Below are 23038 nucleotides of genomic sequence, written 5' to 3'. Positions count from 1 at the left end.
AAATAGGGTCAGAACGGGTTTTCCAGCGGTTCAGGGCTGAAGATCAGATCGTCGAGATCGCGCTGTCGCCGATGGTCGGCCAGCCAACTGCTCAGGCCCAACCGCTGCGCGCCGCCGAGCTGGATGCCGTGCGCCTGTTCCTTCGCCAGGATCAGGCGCACTTCCCAGACGAACTCGATGCCCAGGTATTGGCGCACCCAGTCGCGCAGTTGCCGGCACAGATCGGCGCCGGGCAGAAAGCGGTCATAGTCCCGCTGCGGCATCGGCCCCAGCTCGATGCGGAACTTGTGCTGGATATCCCGCACCGCGATGCCGAGAAAAGCCGACTCGCCGAGCCGTGGCGCGCCGCGTCCGGCCTTGAGCCGCGCCTGCTCGCGCGGTTCTACCCGCAGCCAGTGCGGCACGTTCTCGACGATGCGCACCGGCACCTTGAAATACTGCTGCAAAATCTTGCTCAGGCCTTCCGGATCGCGGCTGTGGCGAATCAGATGACCGGCCATAAAATGTTTGGCGTGGGCGTTGATGCTGTCGCGTTCCTGCTGCGCCGGCTGGCCGAGGCCGATCAGGCTCGACAGGTACTCGTCGAAGCGCCGGTTGTCCGGGCGATCCAGCGATACCGTCGGTTGCGCGTCGGCCCAGGCGCGGTAAAACAGCAGCGTCAGCCGGTGATGGAACAGATTGGTGAACGCCAGCAGGGTGGTGTCCTGATGGTGATACACCCGTTCGCGCACGTATTCGGTCAGGTGCAGCGGCAGCGGCCCGTTGGGGCCGAACAGACCGAAACTGAAGATCGAAACGTCGTGCAGCGGGCTGTTGGCGCGCGGCGTCACCTGCGCCAGCGTGGAGGGTGCGAACGACAGCGAAGGTTCCTGCCCCAGGCGCAGCATCTCGTGGCGCGGCAGCGGCGCGCGTCCCAGCAGGTAGGGCTGGCCGCCCTGGGCGTCGATGCGGCGCAGCAGCTGAAACAGATCGTGCTTGTAAGGCGCGCTGCGCAGCCGCGGCCAAAAGTCGTCCGGCAGGCGATACAGCGCGTTGATCTGCGGCGGCGCCAATTCGGTGGCGATCATCTCCGCGTTCATATCAGCGTCCTTTTGCCCATGCGCGCCTGCCAGTAGGCGATTTCGCCGCGTTGCTGGCTGGAGAGCGTCATCTCGGTGAAGGTGTTCATCGCCACCAGGCGCGAGAACAGGCGCTCCAGCACGCTGCCGAGCAGGTAAGGGCTGTTGCCCGAGAACGCCTGCTCATCGACCGTCAGATCGATGGCGATGCCGCGCGCGAACACGATGGGGCCGGGTTCAGGCACTCGCCGATAGACCGGCCGCAGGTTGCAGTGGCGCACGCCCTGGATCTGTTTGGCGATCGCCGGCTCGCTCAGGTTGCCATACAGCCCCAGCAACTGGCGCAGGCTGGCGGCGCCCTGTTCCGGATCGCCGTCCATCATGCTGAGGTAATTCAGCTGCAGCTGACTGATCAACCGCCAGGTGATCATCCCTTCGGCCAGCGCCGGGCGTGGCGGGGTGGGGCCTTTGCGCAGCGAGACCTGCTTGATCGGGATTGAATCGGGCATCACGAAGTTGCCCTGATCCTGCTGCAGCAACATCAACGGCAGGTCGCGGCTGGTGCACAACACGTCGGCGGTGAGGTATTTCAGATCGCTGTGCCACGGCGATTGCCGTTCGTCCACCAGCGATACGAACACTTCCGAACCGGCATAGCCGGTGCGGGTGCCATAGCGGCGGGCGTGCTCCGAGAGCGTGCGCTGTTCGCGCCGCAGCGAGAAGTAGGCGCCATAGTTGCCGTCGTCCGCGCTCAGGGTGCTGTAAAACGGCCGAAACTCTTGCTCGTAGCGTTTTTCGCTGGCGCTGCCGCCGAGCCGCTGCACCGAGAACACTTCGTAATCCAGCGGCCGGATATTGTCGACCACCAGATGGTATTCGTGGTTTTTTTCGTTGATCGCGATGCGTTCGGCGATCTTCGGAAACAGGTTGATCACCGGCGTGCAGTGCAGCGCCAAATGGGCAACGTCGACCACCCGTTCCAGCGCGGCGTCGTGCCGATCCAGCAGCACCACGATCTCGAACTGGCGCAGCGCCTTTTTCCCTTCGCGCACGCTCTGCAGCAGCGGACGCAGGCCGTTGACGCTGAAAAACTGGAAGCGCGCCGGGAAGGCGAAATACTCCTGCAGCAGCCGGTAGCCTTCAAAGTTGCGCAGGTCGTTGGGCAGCAGCGCCTGCTCGGCGGCGAAGCCCTCCTGCCGCAGCCCGTCCAGCGCCAGCGCCCGCCGCTGCGGTTGCGCCTCCACCGTTTGGCAGACAAGCCCGACGCTGTGCTGCATCAGCAGTTCCAGCAGCTGCTGCGCCTGCATGTCCGGCCCGGCCAGGTAAAACATCAATTGGTCCAGCTGCAGGTTGTTGAGCGTCACGCTTTCGTAGCACTCGAGCCGAATGCGTAGCGCGCTGACGCAGCCGCTGTGCTGCAGCCCCAGCGAGGCCAGCGGAATATCGGCCGGAATGCCGCCCAGCTCGACGCCGGCGATGCGCACCGGCTGCAGCGTGACGTCATGCGCCGTGGTGTAACTGCAGGTGATGCCGCTTTTCTTCAGCGTCTGGCTGTCCATCATGGTGCCGCGCGGCACCACGAAACCGTTGCTGATGTCGCCTTTGCTGCTGTCCGGCTGCAGCTCGGCGATCGCCATCGACGGCGTCGGCGACAGGTAGTTGGGGTAGATGATCTCCAGCAAGCGCTGAGAAAAGCGCGGGAACTCGGCGTCCATTTTCAGCTGCACGCGCGAGGTGAGGAAGGCGAAGCCTTCCATCAGGCGCTCGATATAAGGGTCCGCCACGTCGATGCCGCGCATGCCAAGACGGCCCGCGACCTTCGGGTACTGTTCGGCGAACTCGGCGCCCATCTCACGCAGATAGGCCAGCTCGCGGTTGTAATAGTCTAACAGTTTACTGTCCATCGCCTTACCCTATGTCTTTCAGATCGAAGTGGCCGTTTTCCAGATCCACGTCGGTACGGAACAGAAACTCCAGCGGATAGGGCACGCACCACAGGCGGCCCTTGATTTCGATCGACAGCACGTTGTGCAGTTCCAGCGAACCGGTGTCCGAGATGCAGCGCACCTGCAGCCCTTCGGGCAGAATGCGCGGTTCGAAATGGAGGATGGAATCGGTCAGCGCGCGCTGAATGTCGAGCCATTCGATGTCCGACATGCGCTTGCCCGCCAGCGAGGCGATGCCGTAATTCAGCGTGGAGCGCCGCACCTGCGGAAAATCGCCGAGATCCAGATTGGATTCGCTGTTGACGCAGTTGAACAGCCACTGCAAATCGCGCAGCACCCGACGGCGCAACTCGCTGTGCGACACCAGGTTGCGCACCTGCGCCTCCTGTTTTTTCTGCGGTTCGTCGTCGGTCAGCATGTCGAGCAGCACCGGCTGCATTTTGTCGCGTGAAGTCAGGCGCTCGCTGTCCTGACGATTGCGATAGCCCTGGCGGCGCAGATCGCCGCCGTCGTAGTGGGGTGGGCGTTTATCGTTCATGTTCAGGCGCTCGCGTCGAAGCTCAGCTGCCGCAGGCTGTGCAGCGGGAATTCGTCGCTTTCGCTGAGCCAGGTCTTCAGGCCCAGCCCCGCATAGTGGGTGCCGTCGCCCAGCGGTTGCCATTCGGTGCGTTTGCCCAGCAGCAGCGCGTCGTCGCTGCCTTCGGCCAGCGGGTAACGGGCGGGCAGTTGGCATACCTGTTCGCGGCCGTCGGTCAGGCGCACCAGTGCATGGCTCCACACCAGATCGATGGCGCTCTGCGGCGCCTGGAACTGGATCGCGGCGATATCGGCGAACGGCAGCCAGTAGTAAACGCCGTTCAGCGCCAGCTCGCATACCGGCCCGAGGCGGCCGTCACCGTCGGTCAGCCAGTCGAAACTCAGCTGCCGCTCTTGGTCCCCATCGGCCAGCGTTAACTGCCCGGCGCCGGCCGGTGCGGCCTCCAGCGCTTCGTCACGCAGCGCCTGGGCCTGTTCGGCCGCCCCTTGCGCATCCTGATGCAGCGCCTGCACCAGCAGTTGCAGCCAGGGCTGATCCTGCCGCAGCAGCGCCGGCGCGGCCGCGCCGGCAAACACCGCCTGGCGTTGCAGCTCGGCGTTGACCGACTGCATCAGCAGCAGCGTGGTCGGTTGAGCGATCGGTTTCAGCGCCTGCCAGGATTTCAGCTGCGCGTTGGCGCGCGTCCAGTTGCCGCTCAGGCACAGCAGTTGCACCAGCGCAGCGCGCAGGTCGGCATCCGCCGGTTTCGCCTTGATATCGTTTTCGACGGCGGTGATGGCCGCGGCGATCGACTGGCCTTGCAGCATGCTTGCTAATGATTTCACAGGCTTTCCTTATAATCAGTGAGTGGCGCCGTTAACCGACAGGTAGCTGCCGCTGGCAGGATCGACGCGGTCTGCGGCCAGCTTTTCCACCAGCTTGAAGGTCAGCGGGGCGGGGGCGCTTAGCAGCGGCTGCCAGGCGGTTTGCGCCTGCTGTACGCGCTGTTTGACCTTGTTCTCGTCGGCGGCATCGACGCGCGGCATTTCAACGATCGCTTCACCGTTGAACGCCCAGGCGTGCAGCTTCGGTTCGAAGCTCAGCAGCAGGAAGCTGCCCGGCGCCTGCGGGTTGCCGCCCAAAACCAGCCGTTGGGCGTTGGCGCTGACGACGGTCAGCGCGCGATCGCCGCCGTTCACCTTCGCCAGCGGGTAACCTTGCAGGAACCACAGCGTCGGCGAGAGGGTTTGGCCGCCCTGTTGCAGCGTGACCGTGCCGCTGCCCTGCAGCCAGCCGTCCTCGCCGCAGCGCAGCGCCTCACCAGCGGGAATGAATAGCGCGCCGCCGTTGGCTTCGTCACCCCAGAAGGTGCGGAAGTGGCAGCCCTGCGGCAGGCTGAAACGCTGAGGCGGCGCGGTGTCCGCCTGCGGAGAAGTCACGGCCACTGCAGCAGGGATAGCCGGCTGCGGCGGGGTTTCCGGCTGCTCGACGGCCTCCTGTTTGACCACCGGTTTCCAGCCGCGCGCTTTGGCGGCTTCGCCGCTGGCCAGCTTCTCACCGCGCTTGTCGGTCAGCGTCCAGGGCAGGTGGCCGGCTTTCGGGCACTGCTTTTCCAACAGATTGCCGACGCGCGGCAGGAAGTCGTTCAGCACCGCCGGATCCTGGCTTTGCGCCGAGACGATGCGCAGCGGGATGCTCTTGCCGCACCAGCTTGCCGGATTGCTGTTTTTGACGTCATCGATAAACACTTCCAGCTTCTGGCTGGGGGAGTAAACCAGGCGATAGTTCATCGCCTGCGCGGTCGGCACCGCCATCAGGGCGACGAGCCCCGGCATCCAATATTTCATAGTGAACCTTGCTGTGAATGTGCGCTGCTCAGTCGCGGCTCAGAAACCGCTCCGCATCCGCCAGCGAATGCAGCAGGGTGGTTTCCTGCGGTGAGCCAATCCAGACGGCGATAGCGCTGTAGTTATCGCTGTTATTGTTTTTCTTCCATGCCTGCTGCATCAGGGCGATCCACTCGCTGGGGGAGTTGACCATATGCAGCGACTGTTCCAGTTCGGCCTGGCTGAAGCTGTGCCAGAAGCCGTCGGTGCACAGCAGGAAAACGTCGCCGTCTTCCAGCTGCAGCACGTCGCTGTAGGTGGCGTCGCGCTCTTCGTTGAGTCCCAGCGCGAAATACAGCAGGTTGCTGTTGATGCCGTTGGTCTGGTAGCCGGCGTCCTGCATCTGTTGGATCAGGCTGTGGTCGGTGGTGACGGTATGCAGGTAGCCGCGGCGGAACAGGTACAGGCGGCTGTCGCCGGCGTGCGCCCAGTAGGCCAGCTGGTAATCGCGATCGATAAACAGACTGACCAGCGTGGTGCCCATCTTGCTGTATTCGTCCGACTGCCGCTGCTGCTGGTGGATGGCGGCGTTGGCGCTGGTGATGTGCTGACGAATGCTCTGGGCGTTCAGGTGCTTTTCGCCGTCGAAGTTTTGCAAAATGGTGTCGCGTGCCAGTTTGGCGGCGATATCGCCGCCCGGAAAACCGGCGATGCCGTCGCACACCACGAAGCAGGCGGCGCGGTTGCCGAGCACCTCGCCGGTCTGATCCTGGTTGGAGGCGCGGCCGCCCTGGTTGGAGGTAGAGGCTATGGTGATATTCATTACGCGTCCGGTTTGGTCTGTGAGTCTTTGTATTGATTCACTTCAACGTCATAGGCGTGCAGGAAGGCTTCGCCGAACAGGGTGTGGAAATCGTCCTCGATTTCGCCGGAGGTTTGCTGATAGTTCTTTACGAAGTAGTCCCACAGCGCGGCCTTGCGGTTGGCGGGCAGCGACAGACGCGGCGCCACGCCTTCCTTGCGCGCTTCTTCTTCGAGACGCTCCGGGTTAAACGACTGCAGCATGGCGGCGATGATGGCGCGAATACCGGCGATCATCCCCAGCTGGTGCGCCTGCAGGTCGATCAGCGCGTCGCGCACCGCCTGCTCCGGCGGCATAAAGCCCGGCATCTGGCTGCCGAACATCTGCATCAGCACCGTTTTTCCCGAAGGCAGCAGCTTGAACGGGTTGTTGGCTTCGTCGAGGATCATGGTCATCTCGGCCTTCACGCCGCGCTTGAGGATCGAGCGGGATGAGAGCAGGGCGACGGTGCCTTGCGAGAACAGGCTCAACAGGCGACCGGCCTGGCGGATCTGTTGTTCGTCAAAGTGCGGCTGCGGTTGCAGATCGTCGAGACCGATGCCTTGCAGCAGCGCCGCCAGCAACGGCCCTTCCAATGCGTCGCCACTTGGCGCGGCGGCGTGCTGCCGCTGGGCAGACTGGTAGGCAACTGGATCGATGCCCAGGCGGTTGCCCTGGCGCGGGCGCGGCGGCTGTGCAGGCGGTTCCTGCTGGCTGAACTGCGGCGCAGGTTGGGGCTGTGGCTCAGGCGTCTGCACGGGCGGCGGCGTCGGCTGTGGGCGCAGCGCCGCCGGTTGTGCGGCGACCGGAGCCGGTGACGGCGGTGCGGGCGGCTGTACCGGCTCCTCCGGCTGGGCCAGCGGCACGGCGCCGCCCATCAGCAGCCCCAGCGGATCGTTGCTGTTTAACGTCTCTGGCGAAGCGGGCGCGGATGAACCGCCGAACAGCGCCAGTGGATCCAGCTCTTGTTCCGGTTGCTGCGCATTCTGGACGGGGGGAGCCGGGCGCGGTGGCGCAGCCTGCTCCGCCAGCAGCGCGCTGGGGGTGGTGTCGGCCAGAATGTGTTCGCGCTCAAAGGTGGTGTCGGTGTTGAACAGCGCCGCCGGATCGGTTTGTTGCTGCTGCAGCTGGCGCAGATCGACCTCGCCCGCCAGCTGCGCCAGCGGATCGGCCGGGTTCAGCTCGCGAGCGGGGGTCTCCAGCAGTGGATGGCTGTCTGGATTGGCGACTGGCGGCGGCGTGACGGCGGCCGGCGCGTTCGGCGTAAATTCTTCCACCAGGCTGTCCCAGATTTCGTTGGGGATCGGCGCGGCGGATTTTTCTTTGGCGGCGGCTGCGGGGGCCGCAGCCGCGGCAACGGCCTTGGCCACCGGTTGAGCCTGCGGCGCGGCGTGCTGTTGCAGCGCGCTGACTTCAATCTGGTAATCGTCGATGCCGAGCACGTCGCCGTCCTGCAGTTCAACCTGGCGGCCACGTTCCAGCGGAATGTCGTTCAGCAGCACGCGGGTAACGTTGCCGCGATTGGTGATGCGGCATTCGCCGTCAGCGGAAATGTGCACGATCGCCTGCAGGCGGGAAATGGCGCGCTCTTCGTCCGGCAGCACCAGGTTGTTGTCCACGCTGCGGCCGATGGTGCCGCCCGGCGGCAGAAAATCGCAACTGCTCTGCGGCGGAACCTGGCCGCTTTTATTTTTTACAATGGAAAATCGCATAAGGCATTCCTGCTGATGGGGATTTTAGACTGCTTTGGGCGTATGTTGATTTAGTCATCTAATCTGATGGCTAACTTCTATTCTGTTCTTTTTTGTAATAGGTGTTTTTTGGTAGTTGAGTTAAGTAGATAAAGGTGAATATCAAACTGCCATAGTGTATAGAGTCATAGTCATCGTTGCCTAGTGGGTAGAAGAGATTAAGAAAATCATTCCCGTATGCAAAAATTGAGAGCTGTATGACGCCCATGACAACTACAATGAGACAGTTGAAAACAAAAAATGGATAATTGTGTTTGCGAGCCGATAATTTTTTTAAGTAATATAATGCCACTAAAGTTATGAGTGACAATGAAAAATAGGAAGGTAAGAATCCATATGAGTAAGTTGATAGCGTGACGTCTGGAGTCATGTTAATAATCAATAAGTTTTAATTCTCTTGAGTTGATAACTTTATGAAATTGGATTCAACAATCCTGACTATTACTTAGAGTAACGTTCAAAAATGGTTTCAGCTTCACTGGCGTTCTGCAGTGAAAGACAATCTAAAGTATGGTAAGTCCCTTGAACTGAGCCTTGGCTATTTTTATTTGCGTACTGTTCAGCCAGTTTTTCACCTTGTTCAAATGCATCCATCGGCAGTTTACTCAATTCTAAATAGGCGGAAGCGGAACGGAAGGCGTCTTGCTTGGTTCTTTCTGAGTCAGTGGACTTCCCAATGCAGCGGCTGGTTAACCAATTTTTATAAAGTGCCTCTTGCGATAAAGCATTGAGCGAGTTTTCAGCAAGGACTACATGGCTTCCGAGCAGCAGAGACATTAAAAAGTACGTGTATCTTCTCATCCGAGATAACCTTTGATATGAGCCGTCGTTTGAGCAACTCTGATATCAGTTGTCGTCTTTTCCTTGGTATTTCTTGATGATGGCTTGCAGCTCTTGGCTGTGTACAAGATCGATGCACTTGGCCATCGTCATCGGCTCCCCTGACATACTGTCATAGGGCTTTGCCAGAAATTCTTTTGCCAGCGCCCTGACGGCGGTATGCGCTTCCAGAGAATAATCGCCGAATTCCGTGTAACCCCGAGCGGCGGCGGCGGCATCGTTTTTGACTTCTTTTGCTGAGTACCCCTCGGCGATGCAAACGCTAAGCGCGTAGTTTTTGAGGTACTCTTCGGGGGTATAGGTTTCTTTGGCTTGAGCCGATTGAATACATCCCAAAAATATCATGCTTGCAACACACAGGGATTTTATTTTAGTAACCATATAGATGCCTCGCTGGATTTTGGAAAGTAACAATGATCTGAGCAGGTTGTACCGTTCCATAATGTTGCGTGTCCGCTGGCATCATTCCATCCTGGAACAGTGAAAACCAATATCCCTTTGTCTTTTGAAAAATCACTAGGGGTAGGGTTTTTAATCGTTTTATCAGGTTTGCCGAACTTATAATTCAAAAAGTTAATAATATCTCTGACGCGATAAATGTACCAATTTTTATCTTTGCCTGAAACGGTCTTCCATGCTCCTCGTTCAACTTTAAAACCAGAATAATTGAGCGTGTAACTCATGCGTATTGCGCAGGCATTGGTGAATCCTTGCAATGGGTCATTGACGCCAAGCTCAATGTTAAGACCTACATTTCCACCTATCTTTTTGCCAACGTCAGTAATATCTACGTTGATTTCGCTAAATCGTTGCCACGCTTGTTGGAATGAAGGGCGACTCATTATAACGTCCTCTGTTGATAGATGCCCCTAAGTCGGGGCATCTGTGTGGGAAGATTAAGCTTCGCGGTTTTCCTTGATGTTCCAACCTGCGCTGCTTTCGGCGCCTTTGCCGCCTTTGTCGCTCTGCTCCCAGTATTGCTGTTTCACTTTCGCCGCCTGGAAGGAGTAGGTGACGCCCACGGTGTCTTCGCCGCCTGCGCCGGTGTACTGCACGGCGGTGACCAGCACGTCGTCCAGGGTGATTTTAACGTACTCAACCTGAGTACCGCCCGCCTTGCAGACAGACAACTCAACCTTGGTCAGGTGCTTACCGCTGGAGCAGTGCTTCAGCAGCGCCGGGGTTGACTTGTCGACCAGCGCGTTAACGTGCAGATCGTTGAAGCACACTTTGCCGGCGCCACCGCCGCCGCCAACGCCCATATTGCCCGGTTGAGAAGCGCCCCAGGAGAAAGAAGTGATGTCGGTCCAGCCTTTGTGATTCGAATCTTTAGATTCGCCGCTGGCACCTTCAACTTTCAGGAACATATCAATAGCCATAGTTTCTTCACTCTTTATTAAGGGTTAACAGTAGTATTAACGTTACGTTGAAAAACTCAGGTAATAGCAGCAGGAATTGCAAGTGTGGTAATGCATTACCAATTTATATCCTTGTGCCATGCACCTTCTTAAATACCGAAAACTATCGGTACGGGTTACCGAGCCACTATTAAGTGCTAATGGCTCAATGCTTAATTATTTCGCGTTATCTTGATTCCACGTGCGATCTGGGTTGCCTGCTATGAGCTGTCGAGAAAGCTTGTCCAATTCAGGGCTATGGTACAACCGCAGGCAGTTTAGGGTGACACCTTGACTCTTGTCTTTAGTTTCGCTGTGAAACTCATTGATTCTGGATTTATATTTGTCGATGAGAACATTGATTTTCTCATCACCTGATTCGATATCGAATGGCATCCATTCTCTCATCGCATTCGCCGTTCTGGCTGCATCAAGAGAGAATGCTTTATCCGAATCGGAGACCTGTGCCAGGCAGCGTGACAATGCCAGTTCTTTTACGACCTGGTGATAAGGCATCTGTTTGATAAATGCCACCGGATCCTGAATCGGCGCTGCTTGCAGCCTTAATGAGGTGATAAGCAAGCATGCAGTTAAACCAAACCTCATGCATTTACTGATAAGCCGATGGAACACTAGCTCAACTCCCAAAACCAGACCTCTTTGCAGTTAAAATAGCAATGGGAATGGCAGGTTAATAGCGAGTTTTCTGGTTCGATAAGATCAATGTGTCCGCCATCATAGTTGGTGATCTTATTGAAGAACACGACTCCTTTTTTATTGCCAATACCTTTCTCTGCATCTGGAGCATTAAAGAAAATTTTGGCTTTGCCAAAACTACTGGAGCGATGCAACTGATCGGCCAGCAATTTGGCTCCCGGTTCAATCGTTTTACCCTTATAGGCGCCTTTCTTGATTGGCAGGCGGCCTTTGAAGCTGATACCGGTTTTCAACAGCGCCAGGCTCATGCGGACGGCACAGGTATTGGCATAACCAGGATTTTGCTTTAGAAGCGTATCAAGCTCATAGCCAATCTCAGCGTAAACGGCTTCTGCTGCCAAATATCCCGGGCTAGAGTAATCAGAGGAGTAATGGCTGCTTTTTAGCTGACGATATAAAGGTTTCATGCTTTGCCTCCTTTGCAGGGGAAGCGAGTCGCCAGAGCCTCTTCAATCAGGGGGGCAGCCCTTTCGTGCAGGCGCGCAGCGGGAAGTTTATTAAAGAATTCGAACACAAACTCCTGCAGAGTGACGGTTTGTAGCTGGCTGTATTGGCACCAGCTTTTTCCTTCCGTCGCGTCCAGCACGCCCAGCAAATAAATCCGCGCTTTCTCTTTTTCCTGTTTATCTGCACTGCGATAGAAACGGAAAAAGTCGCTGCCTGGCAGATTGACATCATCGGACGTCAAATGCGCTATCGATGTCTGCTCTGCGAAAGCTGGCGGCGCGGCGGAGAGCGAGCAGACGACTGCCAACAGCGATGCCAGATAAAACCGTTTTGTCTTCATCTTTCTTTCCCTGTGATGAGGTTAATGTATCAGCCAGGCCGCACTACCGCGGCCTGACTTCAGCCCATCAGGACGCGTCGTTTTGTTTCAGCGAAGGCAGCTTCGACACCAGGCGCAGGGAGACGGTCAGGCCTTCCAGCTGGTAGTGCGGGCGCAGGAAGAACTTGGCGCTGTAATAGCCCGGGTTGTCTTCGATCTCTTCCACCTGCACTTCCGCCGCGGCCAGCGGTTTGCGCGACTTGGTTTCCTGCGAGGAGTTGGCCGGATCGCCGTCCACGTAGTTCATGATCCAGTCGTTCAGCCAGCGTTCCATGTCATCGCGCTCGCGGAAGGAGCCAATTTTGTCGCGCACGATGCACTTCAGATAGTGCGCGAAGCGGCAGCAGGCGAACAGGTACGGCAGGCGCGCGGAAAGCTGGGCGTTGGCGGAGGCGTCGGCGTCGTAGTATTCCGCCGGCTTCTGCAGCGACTGCGCGCCGATAAAGGCGGCGAAGTCGGAGTTTTTGCGGTGCACCAGCGGCATAAAGCCGTTTTTGGCCAGCTCGGCTTCACGGCGGTCGCTGATGGCGATCTCGGTCGGGCACTTCATGTCCACGCCGCCGTCGTCGCTCGGGAAGGTGTGGCACGGCAGGTTTTCCACCGCACCGCCGGATTCCACCCCGCGAATGGCGGTGCACCAGCCGAACTCTTTGAACGAACGGTTGATGTTGGCGGCCATGGCGTAGGCGGCGTTGGTCCAGGTGTAATTGCCGTGGGTCGCGCCGTCGGTGTCTTCTTCGAAGTCAAACTCGTCTACCGGGTTGGTGCGGATGCCATACGGCAGGCGCGCCAGGAAGCGCGGCATCACCAGCCCCAGGTAGCGTGCGTCTTCCGATTCGCGCAGGCTGCGCCAGGCGGCGTACTCGGTGTTCTGGAAAATCTTGGTCAGATCGCGCGGGTTGGAGAGCTCCTGCCAGGACTCCATCTGCATCACGCTCGGCGCGGTGCCGGCGATGAACGGGCAGTGCGAGGCGGCGCCGATCTTGGCCATTTCGCCCAGCAGCTCCACGTCCTGCGGGCTGTGATCGAAGTAGTAGTCGCCCACCAGGCAGCCGAACGGTTCGCCGCCGAACTGGCCATACTCTTCTTCGTAGACTTTCTTGAAGATCGGGCTCTGGTCCCAACCCACGCCTTTATAGCGCTTCAGCGTGCGGCCCAGCTCCTGCTTGGAAATGCTCATGAAGCGGATCTTCAGCATCTCGTCGGTTTCGGAGTTGTTGACCAGATAATGCAGGCCGTGCCAGGCGCCTTCCAGCTTCTGGAAGTCGTCGTGGTGAATGATCTGGTTGATCTGCTGCGACAGCTTTTCGTCGATTTCCGCGATCAGCGCCTGGATGGTGCGATAGGCGTCGGAAGAAACGGTGACGGTGTTTTCCAGCGCCTGCTGCGCCAGGGTTTTCACCGCGTTCTCGACCGCTTCTTTGGCCTGATCGGTCTTCGGCCGGAACTCTTTGTTCAGCAGCGCGCTGAATTCATCGCTGGAAAAAGTCTCGGTGGTTTGCAACGCATTCTGTTGCTGAGGCGAGTTGCTCATCGATTAATCCTCACGCTCGTTGTTGTCGTCGTTAACCGCCGGCTTCGGCGCGTCGGTCAGAGATTGCAGCAGCGCCGGGTTTTGCAGGATCTTGGAGATCAGCTCTTCGGCGCCGTTCTTGCCGTCCATGTAGGACAGCAGGTTGGAAAGCTGGGTGCGGGCGTCCAGCAGATTGTCCAGCGCGTCGACCTTGCGGGCGATAGCGGCGGGGGAGAAGTCTTCCATGCTTTCGAAGGTCAGATCGATGTTCAGCTTGCCTTCGCCGGTCAGGGTGTTGTCGACCTGGTAAGCGACGCGCGGCTTCAGCGATTTCATACGCTCGTCGAAGTTGTCGACGTCGATTTCCATGAATTTGCGCTCTTCCACGCTGGCTTGCGGGTCGACCGCTTTCCCCACCAGATCCGCCATCACGCCCATCACGAACGGCAGCTGGATTTTGCGCTCTGCGCCATAAATTTCGACATCGTATTCAATCTGTACGCGCGGCGCGCGGTTGCGGGCGATGAATTTCTGCCCGCTGCGGGATTTCGAGTTTGACATGATTTACTCCATCTAATGGCGATTGGGAACGCGCCTCGTCCGGCTGGGAGAGTCAGGTTCTGATTCGGGTCTGCGCAGGGCAGACGGTATCGGATGCGTCAAGAGAACAAAGGTCGGCGGCTAGCTGTTCTCCTCGTTGTCGGGGCGACCGAGAATGGTCTCCAGTTGGTTAAGCCCATCGGGCGCCAAATCGCGGACGATTTGCATAAAGTCCAGCGTAATCAGTCGCTGGACTCGATCGATCATCAGTGGCGCCGGGTGGCTCGGCTCATGAAGACGAAAATAGTTTTTCACCTTGTCCAGCATCAACTGGGCGTCGTCGCGCGACTGGATCTGCGCGCTGCGCCAGTTGAGTGGAGCGGTGGCGCTCTGTACGGCGGCCGGTTGCTGCATGGCAGCCGCTTCAGGCGTCGCGTCTGGTTCGTCGGCGGCCGGGGCATCGCTCTGGCCGGCGAGCGCCACCAGAGAAAACACCTTGGTCAGCGCGCTCATTTCCGGCAGCGCGCTTTCCCCCAGATGGCGGGTCACTTCGCTGCGAATGGCGCTCAGGGTGTTGGCGATGCGCGTCACCAGGGCGCCTTCGGGGCGATCCTGCTGCGCCAGTTCATCCTGCAGCCGCGCACGGCCGCCGGGAAAGTTGGGGCACTCCTGTTTGCTGCCGTCGAGCAGGGCACCGGCATCGCGCAGCGAGATTTCTCCGGCGGCGCTTTTCAGCAGCGGCGCGGCGCGTACGCTGGCGGCCAGCGCCGCTTTGTCGCCAAGGTCGGCCAGCGCGTTGATGCGAAACAGCGGATCGGCTTCTCCATCGAACTCCAGCGGCGGCTGCAGGGTGTTCCAGTAACGGGTCATCGACTGGTGGACCAGCGTCAGCCCGTCGGCGTAGCCCGGCAACCCGCGCAGCTGGGTCCAGGCGCGGGTGAGATACAGCATGACGCGCAGGTCTTTGGTGCGCGTTAGCAGCGAGGTCGCGAGGCGCTCGACCTGCACCCAATCCGGCGCTTCTTCCGGAATGATGGTGCTGCCGAACTGTTGTTCGGCCTTGCCGGTGGCGGCTTGTTCCATCGCCAGAAAGTCGGCGTCGTATTCCAGGTTGTCGCCGCAGGGATTGTCCGCGTCAACCGGGGCCAGCAGGGTATCGGTATCGATAGCCATAGAATTTCCTTCAACGAACGATGTTAATCAAACATTTGCGGGTACTGGCCGCCGCGGCCGGGGCGCGCCCAGCCGTTGGGTTCGAACAGCAGTGAAAACAGCTGCACGGTGAGGTTGCCGCTGTGCACGTGGGTGTAGAGCGGATGTCCGTCGGCCTGATTGGTCCACCAGAAGCTGGTGTACTGCGCCGGATCGAAGCAGTCGGCGGCCTGTTGCCAGCCGAGGCCCGGTACGTCCGGATGCTGGAAACCGATAATCGACAATATCTCGGAATCCGCTTCCGCCGGTGGGCTGGGCAGCGCCGGGATCGCCTGCAACGTGCGGTCGATCTGCTCGGCGGAGAAACCGTTGCGCACGCCGTTCAGCAGGGTATGGCCGAGCTGTTGATACCAGCTCGCCGCCATGTTCAGCTGTTGCGGGCGCCATTCTTGCAGGCTGAACAGGCGCAGTGCGCAGATGGGGTAGCGCCGCCCGACGCGATCGCGCGCCGGCAACAGGCAACCCATCTGCACGTACGGGCTGCCGAGCGTGGCGGGGATCACGAAGTTCCACACCGGTGCGTTGCTGAACGGGTGGCCGTTCGGCCCCTGTGCATCGCGCTGTAAATTCACCAGCCCGTTATGGAACCAGTGGGCCCAGTTGTTGACCACCGGGTCAGGCAAACGGCGTTGCAGGAAGTCACCGGCGGAAGGAAGTTTGCCGTACCAGCCGATGCTCGTCGGGGCGCTTGAATCAGTGCTCATGGTCATGTCCTTTCGGGGCTACGGGCACGAGAAGGCCGGCAGTTGGAACGGATTGCGGATGCTGTTGGGCGTGAACTCCAGCGTGACGCGGTGGCCGTCGAGATTGAACGTCGCCTGGCGGCCGAGGCCGCCGGTGCCCGACGATTGCGCCATGTCGACCAGGCGATTCAGCGCCCATGGTCCGCTGGTCACCAGGCTGGCGGTGGTGCCGTTGGCCAGCGCCAGCTGCAGATGCACCTGGTTGGTATTGCGGGTGCCCGGCCAACTGACCACCAGCGGTACCTGTGGGCCGTGGCTGTATTTGAACAGCTGCCCGTCGATATCCAGCGTCAGGTTGAGGATGTCGTTATCCATCCGCACCGGCCGCACGGTCACGCGGTAGGAGGGCGTCGCCGTGCCGTTGGCGAAAAAGGCGTCGCGGATGCGCTGCGCCTGCTGGAACGACCGCAGGATGCCTTCGCCGCCGGGCAGCGTCTTGCCGTCCACGCCGGGCGTGAAACGCCAGTTGGCGCGGGTGGTATCGACCTTGCCCTGCAGATTGTCGCGGAAGAAGCTGTCCATCAGCCCGCTGTTCGGCGCGAACATGCGCGCCAGATCGTCCGGCGTCACTTCCTGCCGCGCCCGGGCCACCAGCGGATAACGGCCGGCGATCGCCTGGCGGCAGAAGCTACCGACCTCGAAGCTGATGCGCTTTTTCACGTTCTCCATCTCTTTGCGCTGGGTATCGCTGCTGGCGCCGATCGCCAGCGACAGCAGCATCTGTTTGAACGGCACCGGCAAGCGGCCGGATTCGGCCTGCAGACGCGGGATAATGTCGCTCGGCGGCGCCGACATGCCGCTGTTGGCCGCGCCCTGCACCGCCGTCAGGTAACTGTACAGTTCATCGACCTGTTTCAGCACGCTGTCGAAAGGGATCGCCTTATTGCCTTCGCCCTGGCTTTGCGCCAGCTCCAGCAGCGGCGCGAAGTGCGCCATCACCAGCTGTTCCGGCTGGGCCGACACGTCACCGTCGGCGTTGGCCGGTCGGTTGGTGAACAGCGCTTCCAGCGTGCGGTTGGCATTTTGGTTCAGCTTATCTTCGGTTTTTGCCAGCAGCGAGCGCGAATCGGCGTCGTTTTTTTCGTCGCGCAGGGTGACGTTTTTGCTGACGTTGACCAGCAGATTGCGCATTGGCGACGGGTTGCCGGACAGCAGGCGCGCGCTGCTGATGCGCTGGGTCAGGTTGCCGATGTTGGCCAGTTGGATATCCCCCAGCAGCTCATCCCAGGCGCTGATGAAATCTTGCATGTACAGCTGGCGGATGGTCTTGGTCAGATCGGCGCTTTTCTGCTCCGGCGTCTGGCTGTTCAACACCCAGACGTCTTCCTTGCGCAAGGTGTCGGTCACCGGGTCGATGTTGTCGTTGAACGCTTTCCAGTACCCTTGTGAGGTGAACAGGCCCGGTACGCCGTCGGTGACCGGTTTGCCGCTTTTGCGGCTGAACGCCAGTTCGGTCTGCGGGCCGGCCAAATCGACCAGGCTGACCGGCTTGATGTCGGTCTGTTTCAGCAGCAGGCGCTTGAGGCGGCCATAGACGCGCTGCGACAGCGGCGCCCGATTGAGTGCGGCCTGCGCCTGCGCCACCAGCTGTTCGTCTTTGGCGTAAGGCGAGGCCTGGATCTGCGCATCCAGCAGTTGGCTGAGGTGCCATTCGATCTGCTGCAGCTGTTTCTGCGTGCTGCCCTGCGGCAGGTTGCGTTGCAGGTTGAGCATCACCCAGGCGCGCAGGAATTTACCGTCGTACTGCTTTGGCAGATACAGCATCTGATAGGCCTTCAGCGCTTCGTAGCTGAAGTCCGCGTCGCCGTGGTTGTCGTTGCGCAGCGTGGTGGCGATCTGTTGCGCCACCTGCGGCAGCAGCAGCTCTTTCAGCGCTTTTTGGTACAACGCATTGCCGGCGTCGCCCACCTGATCGCCGCGGAACAGCCCCATGCGGTAGGTGAACGGCGGATCGTCCAGCGAAAAGTTCTGGCTGTCCGGCAGATGCAGCAGGCTGTTGAGGAACGGCAGCAGCGAGAACATGTCGCCGTTGCCCAACGGGGTCAGGCTTTGTCCCTGTCGCTCGACGCCGGGCACCTTGGCGGCCACTTCCGCCAGATAGGCCTTGTTGTTGCCGTAGCTGGTGAACCACAACATCGCCAGCACCGCCAGGATCACCGCCAGCGCGATGTACCCTGCCCAGTGCAGGGCGCGGTTGCGGTATTCCCACCAGCGGTTGCTGCCCGCCAGCCCGGACTCCTGGAAGACCACCGATTCCAGCGTCTCTTTCAGGAAGAAGCTCTGGCCTTTGGCTGCCGGGATCGGCGTTTCCTGCCCCACGCTGTCCCAGGCCGCGTTGGCCTGCACCCCTGAGTTGGCCGTCGGCAGCTGCAGGTAGCGGTTCAGTTCGCCCATCACCCGGTCAAACGGCAGACCTTCCTGCGTGCCGCTGGTGAAATAGATGCCGCGCGGGGTAAAGCGGGTTTCAAAACTGGAGGTGGCGAACACCTGTTCCAGATATTGGCCGAGCAGCGGGCGCAGCGCGGCGAACTCCTGCGGGAACAGGTAGCTTTCGGCGCGTTGGCGCGCGTCGTGCTCCATCAGCAGCGTATCCGGCAGCGCCGCATCCAGCCGTTGTTGCAGCAGGGCGTATTGTTGTTCGAAGGCGGCGTTCAGGTTGAAGTCCGGCTGCCGTGAGCGCTCGTAAGGGAAGGTGAATCCCCAGATCTGGTCGCGCTGCGCTTTATCGAAGCTGCCGAAGTAGGCCATAAAGCCGTTGAGCAGGTCGGTTTTGGTCACCAGCACATAGACCGGGAAGTGAATGCCCAACTGTTCGTGCAGTTCAATCAGGCGTTTGCGCAGCGCGCTGGCCTGGGCGGCGCGTGCTTCGGCGCTGTCGCTCAGCAGATCGGCGACGCTGATGGTCACCATCACGCCGTTGATCGGCTGGCGGGTGCGGTATTTTTTCAGCAGCGCGACGAAGCTTTGCCATTCACCGGCGTCTTCTTCGCGCTGGCTTTCCTGGGTGGTGTAGCGGCCGGCGGTGTCGAGCAGCACGGCGTCGTTGGTAAACCACCAGTCGCAGTTGCGGGTGCCGCCCACGCCGCGCAGCGCGGCTTTGCCGAAGCGATCCGCCAGCGGGAAGTGCAGGCCGGAGTTGACCAGCGCGGTGGTTTTGCCGGCGCCGGGCGCGCCGATGATCACATACCACGGCAACTGGTACAGATATTGACGGCTGAAGCGGGTCATCCAGCGATGTTTACCGTCGCCCTGGCCCGGTGCGAAGCGCGCCTTTTTCAGCAGCTGCGCCGCTTCGTCGAAACGCTGCGCCAACTGATCGTCTTGTTTGACCTCGGGCTTGCCGTCTTCCGCCGGCACCGCTTCGGCGGCGCGCAGATTGCTCAGCAGGCGGCTGTTGAACCAGGCACTGTAGAGGCGCGGGATCAGGCGGCACAGGAACCAGATCAGGTAAATCACGCCGATGGCGATCTGGCGGTTGAGTTCCGGCTCCAGCGGGCGATAGTCGCCGATGGCCACCAGCGGGCCGATCGTCCAGATGATGAACGCCAGCGCGGTGATGCCGACAAAGCCCCACAGCAGGCGGCTGGTGATGATGGAGAATAACGTACTGAGCATTACTTTCCGGTTCCTTGCGGCAAGCCGTTGATTTCCGCCTGGGTGTTTTCAGGGGCGACCAACAGCGTAATTTCTACCCGGCGGTTCAACGCGCGGTTCACTTTGTTATCGTTCGGCGCGACGGGGTTGCTCTCGCCGCGGCCCTCGGCCTTGACCCGCTGCGGGTTGGCGAGGTGTTTTTGCAAGCGGGCGCTGACCGCTTCGGCGCGCGCCAGCGACAGCTCCCAGTTGGAGGCGAAACGGGCGCTGCGGATCGGCACGTTGTCGCTGTAGCCGGTGACCAGGATCTTGCCGCTGACGCCGTTCATGGCGGCGGCGATGCGGTCGATGACCGGAATATAGTTGGCGCGTACCGTGGTGGCGGCAGAGTCGAACAGCCCGTCACCTTTGAGGATCACCACGCTTTGCTGCGCTTCGTCGCGCACCACCACCAACCCCTCGGCGATCTCTTTACGCAGGAAACTTTTCAGGCTCAGCGTCGGCGGCGCGGCCGGCGCCGGGTTACCGATCGCCACCTGCGGCAGATTGGTTTGGTAAATCGCCGCCAGCACCGGGCTGGTGTTGTCGCCCAGTCGCCAGTTGAGGGCGATGAACAGCAGCGAAGCCAGGAAGCCGGTCAACGCCACGCAGGCCCACAGCGGCACCAGCGGGCGCCACAGTTTCTGCTGTACCGGCAGGTCCAGCGCATGAGGCGACAGCGGCGGGGCATAGCCGCCACGCACCGATCGGATCAGCTGCAGCAGGCGCTGCTTCATGGTTTCCAGCTGTGAGCGGCCGTTTTCCATCACCCGGTAGCGGCCTTCAAAGCCCAACAGCAGGCAATAATTGATCAGTTCCAGCAGGTTGATGTGCTCGCGCGGGCTTTGCGACAGCTTGGCCAGCAGCTGGAAAAACTTCTCGCCGCCCCAGGTTTCGTTATGGAAAGTCACCAGCAGCCCGCTGCCGGACCACACGCTGTTGCTGCCCCACGGGGTCAGCGCCGCCGCTTCATCCAGCGCGGTGCACAGACAATAACGCGCGCCGATGATCACCTCGTAAGGCAGGTTGGCGCGTTGGCCGCGGATCTCGAAGCGGCGCATTTCGTCAATCAGCTGTTGGCGCAGCTGCGCCGGGTTGGCGTGCGTGGCCGATTGGCGGATCTGCGAAATGGCGTTCAGCAGCGGGTTGGCGGCGTCTACCAGCGGGTTGGCCGCCGGCGCCATGCTATTTTCCTGAGTCATAGGTTACCGGTCCGTATGGCTGCGAATCGCCCAAAATTCCATGTCCAGCCCCGGGAATTCGCCGGCCAGGTGCAGGGCGAAGGCGCTGGATTTTTCCATCTGTTTCCACAGGTCGCCGCCTTTTTCCAGCTCGAAGTAGGTGTAGCCGGCGTGATAGGGGATCTGGCGCGGCGCAGCGGGCATGGTGCGCAGACCGATGCCCGGCAGCTGCAGCTGCACCAGATCGCGGATGCGCGTGACCGGGGCGATCTTCATCTGCGCCGGGAAATGGGTCAGCAACACCTCGGCGGCCACGTCGGCGCGCACTGCCAGCACGAAGCCAAAATCGCGCATCATTTTGGCGTCCTGCACGGTGGCGACGTTCAGCCCGTGGGAGCGTTCGACCAGCGTCAGCTGAATGGCGTTGTCTTCCAGCACCACCGACAGCCCCTGACGCAGCAGCAGCATCAGCTTGCCGAAGCACAGCGCCAGGTTGTCGTGGTCATACACCGGCAGGCGGCCTTCCGGGGTGCGCTGCGCCGAGAAGCTGGCGAGCTCGGTGGCGAACTGCAGCCAATCGGCGAACAGGCGCTCCGGGTGCAGATGGTCGAGGTGGTAGGCGTGGCTCACCTGGCCAAGATGGCGATTGATCAGCTGCAGCAGCATGAAATCGACCATTTCGGAACTGCCGCCGCGGCCCGGCTGCAGCAGGCGCTGGCTCATCTGCTGGCTGCGCTGTTGCAGCAGGCCCTGCAGATCGTTGATGAAGGTTTTCAGTACCGGGTTGCCCTGGCAGTTCAGCATCGGCGGGATCTGCGTGGTATCGAGACGCAGGCTGTTGTCGCCGCGCTTTTCCAGCACGCGGGTAACGCCGAGCGCCGTCCATTCGGCGTTGAGCTCACTCTCCAGCATCAGCCGCAGGCGCAGGCGACCGAACTGCAAGGCCGCGCTGCCCACCGAGACGGCGTTGAGATCGTCGACTTCGTTCTCATAAGCCAGATAGCGCGCCAGCGCCTCCGGGCTTTCCTGAAAGATCACGTCTTCACGCCCCGCGCGGTAGGTCGGCAGAGCCAGCACCACGTTTTCACCGGTCTTGTTTTCAGCGATGGTCAGCGGCGCGGGCGCCTGCTGGGCGCCGGAGAAGCGAAACGGCGTGCCGTCCGGCATGATGCCGCTGGCGGCGTTGAGCGCAATCTTGCCCTGGCGCAGCAGCGTTTGGTCCAGATCCAGGGTGAGGAACCCCCAGAAACAGCCGCTGTGGGCCTGGCCCCAGTTGCGCATATAGCCTTCGAGATAGTTTTCCGCCTGCTGGAAATGGTGAGGGCGCAAAAACATCCCCTCAGTCCAGACAACCTTATGAGCATCTTTCATCATCACACCTATAGTTACTTCGCTTCAGCGCAGCGGTAGGTCAGTCGACCTTTTTTACGGGGCGCAGGCCACTCACGCCCGCGACGATATGCGCTTCCAGCTCATCCGGCGAGAATTGCCATACCTTGTAGAAATTGGTTTCGGTAGGTTCCGGCAGCGGCAGTGACATGCGCCAGGTCTTGCCGTCCAGATTTTGATATTCGGCGATCACGCCGATGTAACGTGCGTCCAATGCGCTTTGCCCACCGAGCTTCTTGCCGGTCTGGCCCGGCGTCAGGAAGAACTGATCGCTGTCCAGCAGGCTGTTGCCGAGCACGCTTTTGGCGTCGTTTTGCAGACTGAAGAAGTCGGCATCCATGAATTCCGCATCCGAGCGCAGCAGCAGCACGCGAATTTTGATCGGCGCCGGTTGCGCGCCGGCGGCGGCGTTGACCTGGCGGTCAGCATCAAACACCAGACTGTAACGCGACGGCACGCTTTTGGCGGAAGACATGCAGCCGCCGAGCGCCAGCGTGCCCAGCAGCAGAAACAGCATCCCGCACCAGCGGGAAGCGATAGGGGTCGTCATCATAGGAATCTCGTCGCCCGCAGGCGTGCTGACTACTGGAGGATCCAGGTGGCTGAGCCGGCGTTTTTACACGCCTTGCTGTCGCCGCCGACTTTGACGCAGTCCTGTTTGGCTGCGCGCGCGCGACGCGGCAGATCTTTGCGCAGCGTTGATTTGTAGCGCGCTTCCGGCACGCCGGCGTTGGCCTGAATATACCCCATCAGATCGCCCCCGCGGATGGCGGAGATCGCCAGCCAGTTGTTTTCCACTTCGCCCAGCGCGTAGAACGCGGCGGCGTTGTCCAGGCTGCCGACGGCGGTGCCGGTATAATTCGGGCTACTCATGATGCTGGCGGCATACAGGCTGCGGTACTCCTCACCGATCGGCTTGAACTGTTTCGGCGCGCTTACCGCGGCGCGGTGCTGCAGGGTGACGCCGTTGACTTCACTGCTGATGAGGGCGTCGTTATTGAGCGCCGGCGGCGGTGGCGGCGGGGTGGAACAACCGGCAAGCGTCAGAGCGGTCAGCAGCGTCAGGGTAATCCGTGTTTTCACAATGTCCTCTTTTTCTTGATTGAAT

23 protein-coding genes are annotated in these 23038 nt (G+C 60.5%); all 23 read right to left on the bottom strand.

Annotated elements, in window-relative coordinates:
- Positions 1–8: 8 nt before the first annotated feature.
- The 23 genes from tssG to tagV all read right to left on the bottom strand — a co-directional run bounded on the left by tssG (position 9) and on the right by tagV (position 23013).
- Positions 9–1079, bottom strand: coding sequence for a type VI secretion system baseplate subunit TssG (tssG, locus tag ACSJLU_RS14945; RefSeq protein WP_049206010.1), 1071 nt, complete (start codon positions 1077–1079; stop codon positions 9–11).
- A complete protein-coding gene (gene tssF, locus ACSJLU_RS14940) occupies positions 1076–2962 on the bottom strand; it encodes a type VI secretion system baseplate subunit TssF (protein ID WP_025303301.1) in 1887 nt (628 codons plus the stop codon). The genes tssG and tssF overlap by 4 nt, the downstream gene beginning before the upstream one ends.
- Positions 2963–2966: 4 nt before the next feature.
- On the bottom strand, positions 2967–3542 hold the full coding sequence (locus tag ACSJLU_RS14935) for a type VI secretion system baseplate subunit TssE (RefSeq protein ID WP_043138711.1): 576 nt from the start codon (positions 3540–3542) through the stop codon (positions 2967–2969).
- Between the two features lie 2 nt (positions 3543–3544).
- On the bottom strand, positions 3545–4366 hold the full coding sequence (locus tag ACSJLU_RS14930) for a type VI secretion system accessory protein TagJ (RefSeq protein WP_275585104.1): 822 nt from the start codon (positions 4364–4366) through the stop codon (positions 3545–3547).
- 15 nt (positions 4367–4381) lie between these two features.
- Positions 4382–5368: a type VI secretion system-associated protein gene (locus ACSJLU_RS14925; RefSeq protein WP_380824883.1), complete on the bottom strand. Its 987-nt coding sequence runs from the start codon at positions 5366–5368 to the stop codon at positions 4382–4384.
- Positions 5369–5396: 28 nt separating this feature from the next.
- Complete coding sequence (locus ACSJLU_RS14920) at positions 5397–6170, bottom strand: PP2C family protein-serine/threonine phosphatase (protein WP_025303297.1); 774 nt, start codon at positions 6168–6170, stop codon at positions 5397–5399.
- Complete coding sequence (gene tagH / locus ACSJLU_RS14915; protein ID WP_380824888.1) at positions 6170–7900, bottom strand: type VI secretion system-associated FHA domain protein TagH; 1731 nt, start codon at positions 7898–7900, stop codon at positions 6170–6172. Before tagH ends, ACSJLU_RS14920 begins: the two co-directional genes overlap by 1 nt.
- Before the next feature lie 480 nt (positions 7901–8380).
- Positions 8381–8716, bottom strand: a complete 336-nt coding sequence (locus tag ACSJLU_RS14910) for a T6SS amidase immunity protein Tai4 family protein (RefSeq protein WP_227255704.1) — start codon at positions 8714–8716, stop codon at positions 8381–8383.
- A 69-nt stretch (positions 8717–8785) separates the two neighbouring features.
- Positions 8786–9124, bottom strand: a complete 339-nt coding sequence (locus tag ACSJLU_RS14905) for a T6SS amidase immunity protein Tai4 family protein (protein ID WP_227255705.1) — start codon at positions 9122–9124, stop codon at positions 8786–8788.
- A gap of 20 nt (positions 9125–9144) precedes the next feature.
- A complete protein-coding gene (locus ACSJLU_RS14900; RefSeq protein ID WP_089180537.1) occupies positions 9145–9624 on the bottom strand; it encodes a type VI secretion system amidase effector protein Tae4 in 480 nt (159 codons plus the stop codon).
- Positions 9625–9675: 51 nt separating this feature from the next.
- Positions 9676–10158, bottom strand: a complete 483-nt coding sequence (locus ACSJLU_RS14895; RefSeq protein WP_004961372.1) for an Hcp family type VI secretion system effector — start codon at positions 10156–10158, stop codon at positions 9676–9678.
- A gap of 195 nt (positions 10159–10353) precedes the next feature.
- Complete coding sequence (locus ACSJLU_RS14890) at positions 10354–10782, bottom strand: T6SS amidase immunity protein Tai4 family protein (RefSeq protein WP_025303294.1); 429 nt, start codon at positions 10780–10782, stop codon at positions 10354–10356.
- 26 nt (positions 10783–10808) lie between these two features.
- Entirely contained in the window at positions 10809–11300 is a 492-nt protein-coding gene (locus ACSJLU_RS14885; RefSeq protein WP_025303293.1) for a T6SS effector amidase Tae4 family protein, read from the bottom strand.
- Positions 11297–11680, bottom strand: a complete 384-nt coding sequence (locus tag ACSJLU_RS14880) for a Rap1a/Tai family immunity protein (RefSeq protein ID WP_025303292.1) — start codon at positions 11678–11680, stop codon at positions 11297–11299. Before ACSJLU_RS14880 ends, ACSJLU_RS14885 begins: the two co-directional genes overlap by 4 nt.
- 67 nt (positions 11681–11747) lie before the next feature.
- Complete coding sequence (gene tssC, locus ACSJLU_RS14875) at positions 11748–13253, bottom strand: type VI secretion system contractile sheath large subunit (RefSeq protein ID WP_016927259.1); 1506 nt, start codon at positions 13251–13253, stop codon at positions 11748–11750.
- 3 nt (positions 13254–13256) lie between these two features.
- Positions 13257–13793 carry a type VI secretion system contractile sheath small subunit gene (gene tssB, locus ACSJLU_RS14870; protein ID WP_016927260.1) on the bottom strand — a complete coding sequence of 179 codons (537 nt, stop codon included), beginning with the start codon at positions 13791–13793 and terminating at the stop codon, positions 13257–13259.
- A gap of 120 nt (positions 13794–13913) precedes the next feature.
- Positions 13914–14945, bottom strand: coding sequence for a type VI secretion system protein TssA (gene tssA, locus ACSJLU_RS14865; RefSeq protein WP_049206021.1), 1032 nt, complete (start codon positions 14943–14945; stop codon positions 13914–13916).
- 23 nt (positions 14946–14968) lie between these two features.
- Complete coding sequence (tagF, locus tag ACSJLU_RS14860; RefSeq protein ID WP_025303290.1) at positions 14969–15688, bottom strand: type VI secretion system-associated protein TagF; 720 nt, start codon at positions 15686–15688, stop codon at positions 14969–14971.
- Positions 15689–15706: 18 nt separating this feature from the next.
- A complete protein-coding gene (tssM, locus tag ACSJLU_RS14855; protein WP_197790857.1) occupies positions 15707–19342 on the bottom strand; it encodes a type VI secretion system membrane subunit TssM in 3636 nt (1211 codons plus the stop codon).
- Positions 19342–20544, bottom strand: coding sequence for a DotU family type VI secretion system protein (locus ACSJLU_RS14850; protein ID WP_049272050.1), 1203 nt, complete (start codon positions 20542–20544; stop codon positions 19342–19344). Before ACSJLU_RS14850 ends, tssM begins: the two co-directional genes overlap by 1 nt.
- Positions 20545–20565: 21 nt before the next feature.
- Positions 20566–21912, bottom strand: a complete 1347-nt coding sequence (gene tssK, locus ACSJLU_RS14845; protein WP_025303287.1) for a type VI secretion system baseplate subunit TssK — start codon at positions 21910–21912, stop codon at positions 20566–20568.
- 40 nt (positions 21913–21952) lie between these two features.
- Positions 21953–22483 (bottom strand): type VI secretion system lipoprotein TssJ, encoded by a 531-nt coding sequence (gene tssJ, locus ACSJLU_RS14840; protein ID WP_213928274.1) that lies wholly within the window; start codon positions 22481–22483, stop codon positions 21953–21955.
- 29 nt (positions 22484–22512) lie between these two features.
- On the bottom strand, positions 22513–23013 hold the full coding sequence (gene tagV / locus ACSJLU_RS14835; RefSeq protein ID WP_025303285.1) for a type VI secretion system accessory protein TagV: 501 nt from the start codon (positions 23011–23013) through the stop codon (positions 22513–22515).
- Positions 23014–23038: the final 25 nt, after the last annotated feature.

Source organism: Serratia bockelmannii (genome assembly GCF_051803255.1).
Taxonomy (GTDB): Bacteria; Pseudomonadota; Gammaproteobacteria; order Enterobacterales; family Enterobacteriaceae; genus Serratia; species Serratia bockelmannii.
Note: the sequence above shows the minus strand (reverse complement) of the source record. Positions and strands in the feature narration are given on the sequence as shown.

Bases quoted from the DNA above. Each gene is read 5' to 3' on its own strand.
- tagH (WP_380824888.1), bottom strand. From the start codon at position 7,900: ATGCGATTTTCCATTGTAAAAAATAAAAGCGGCCAGGTTCCGCCGCAG.
- ACSJLU_RS14910 (WP_227255704.1), bottom strand. From the start codon at position 8,716: ATGTCTCTGCTGCTCGGAAGCCATGTAGTCCTTGCTGAAAACTCGCTC.
- tssB (WP_016927260.1), bottom strand. From the start codon at position 13,793: ATGTCAAACTCGAAATCCCGCAGCGGGCAGAAATTCATCGCCCGCAAC.
- tssA (WP_049206021.1), bottom strand. From the start codon at position 14,945: ATGGCTATCGATACCGATACCCTGCTGGCCCCGGTTGACGCGGACAAT.
- tssF (WP_025303301.1), bottom strand. From the start codon at position 2,962: ATGGACAGTAAACTGTTAGACTATTACAACCGCGAGCTGGCCTATCTG.
- ACSJLU_RS14850 (WP_049272050.1), bottom strand. From the start codon at position 20,544: ATGGCGCCGGCGGCCAACCCGCTGGTAGACGCCGCCAACCCGCTGCTG.
- tssK (WP_025303287.1), bottom strand. From the start codon at position 21,912: ATGAAAGATGCTCATAAGGTTGTCTGGACTGAGGGGATGTTTTTGCGC.
- ACSJLU_RS14895 (WP_004961372.1), bottom strand. From the start codon at position 10,158: ATGGCTATTGATATGTTCCTGAAAGTTGAAGGTGCCAGCGGCGAATCT.
- tssG (WP_049206010.1), bottom strand. From the start codon at position 1,079: ATGAACGCGGAGATGATCGCCACCGAATTGGCGCCGCCGCAGATCAAC.
- tssJ (WP_213928274.1), bottom strand. From the start codon at position 22,483: ATGATGACGACCCCTATCGCTTCCCGCTGGTGCGGGATGCTGTTTCTG.
- ACSJLU_RS14935 (WP_043138711.1), bottom strand. From the start codon at position 3,542: ATGAACGATAAACGCCCACCCCACTACGACGGCGGCGATCTGCGCCGC.
- ACSJLU_RS14885 (WP_025303293.1), bottom strand. From the start codon at position 11,300: ATGAAACCTTTATATCGTCAGCTAAAAAGCAGCCATTACTCCTCTGAT.
- tssM (WP_197790857.1), bottom strand. From the start codon at position 19,342: ATGCTCAGTACGTTATTCTCCATCATCACCAGCCGCCTGCTGTGGGGC.
- ACSJLU_RS14880 (WP_025303292.1), bottom strand. From the start codon at position 11,680: ATGAAGACAAAACGGTTTTATCTGGCATCGCTGTTGGCAGTCGTCTGC.
- tssC (WP_016927259.1), bottom strand. From the start codon at position 13,253: ATGAGCAACTCGCCTCAGCAACAGAATGCGTTGCAAACCACCGAGACT.
- ACSJLU_RS14920 (WP_025303297.1), bottom strand. From the start codon at position 6,170: ATGAATATCACCATAGCCTCTACCTCCAACCAGGGCGGCCGCGCCTCC.
- ACSJLU_RS14925 (WP_380824883.1), bottom strand. From the start codon at position 5,368: ATGAAATATTGGATGCCGGGGCTCGTCGCCCTGATGGCGGTGCCGACC.
- tagF (WP_025303290.1), bottom strand. From the start codon at position 15,688: ATGAGCACTGATTCAAGCGCCCCGACGAGCATCGGCTGGTACGGCAAA.
- ACSJLU_RS14905 (WP_227255705.1), bottom strand. From the start codon at position 9,124: ATGATATTTTTGGGATGTATTCAATCGGCTCAAGCCAAAGAAACCTAT.
- ACSJLU_RS14890 (WP_025303294.1), bottom strand. From the start codon at position 10,782: ATGAGGTTTGGTTTAACTGCATGCTTGCTTATCACCTCATTAAGGCTG.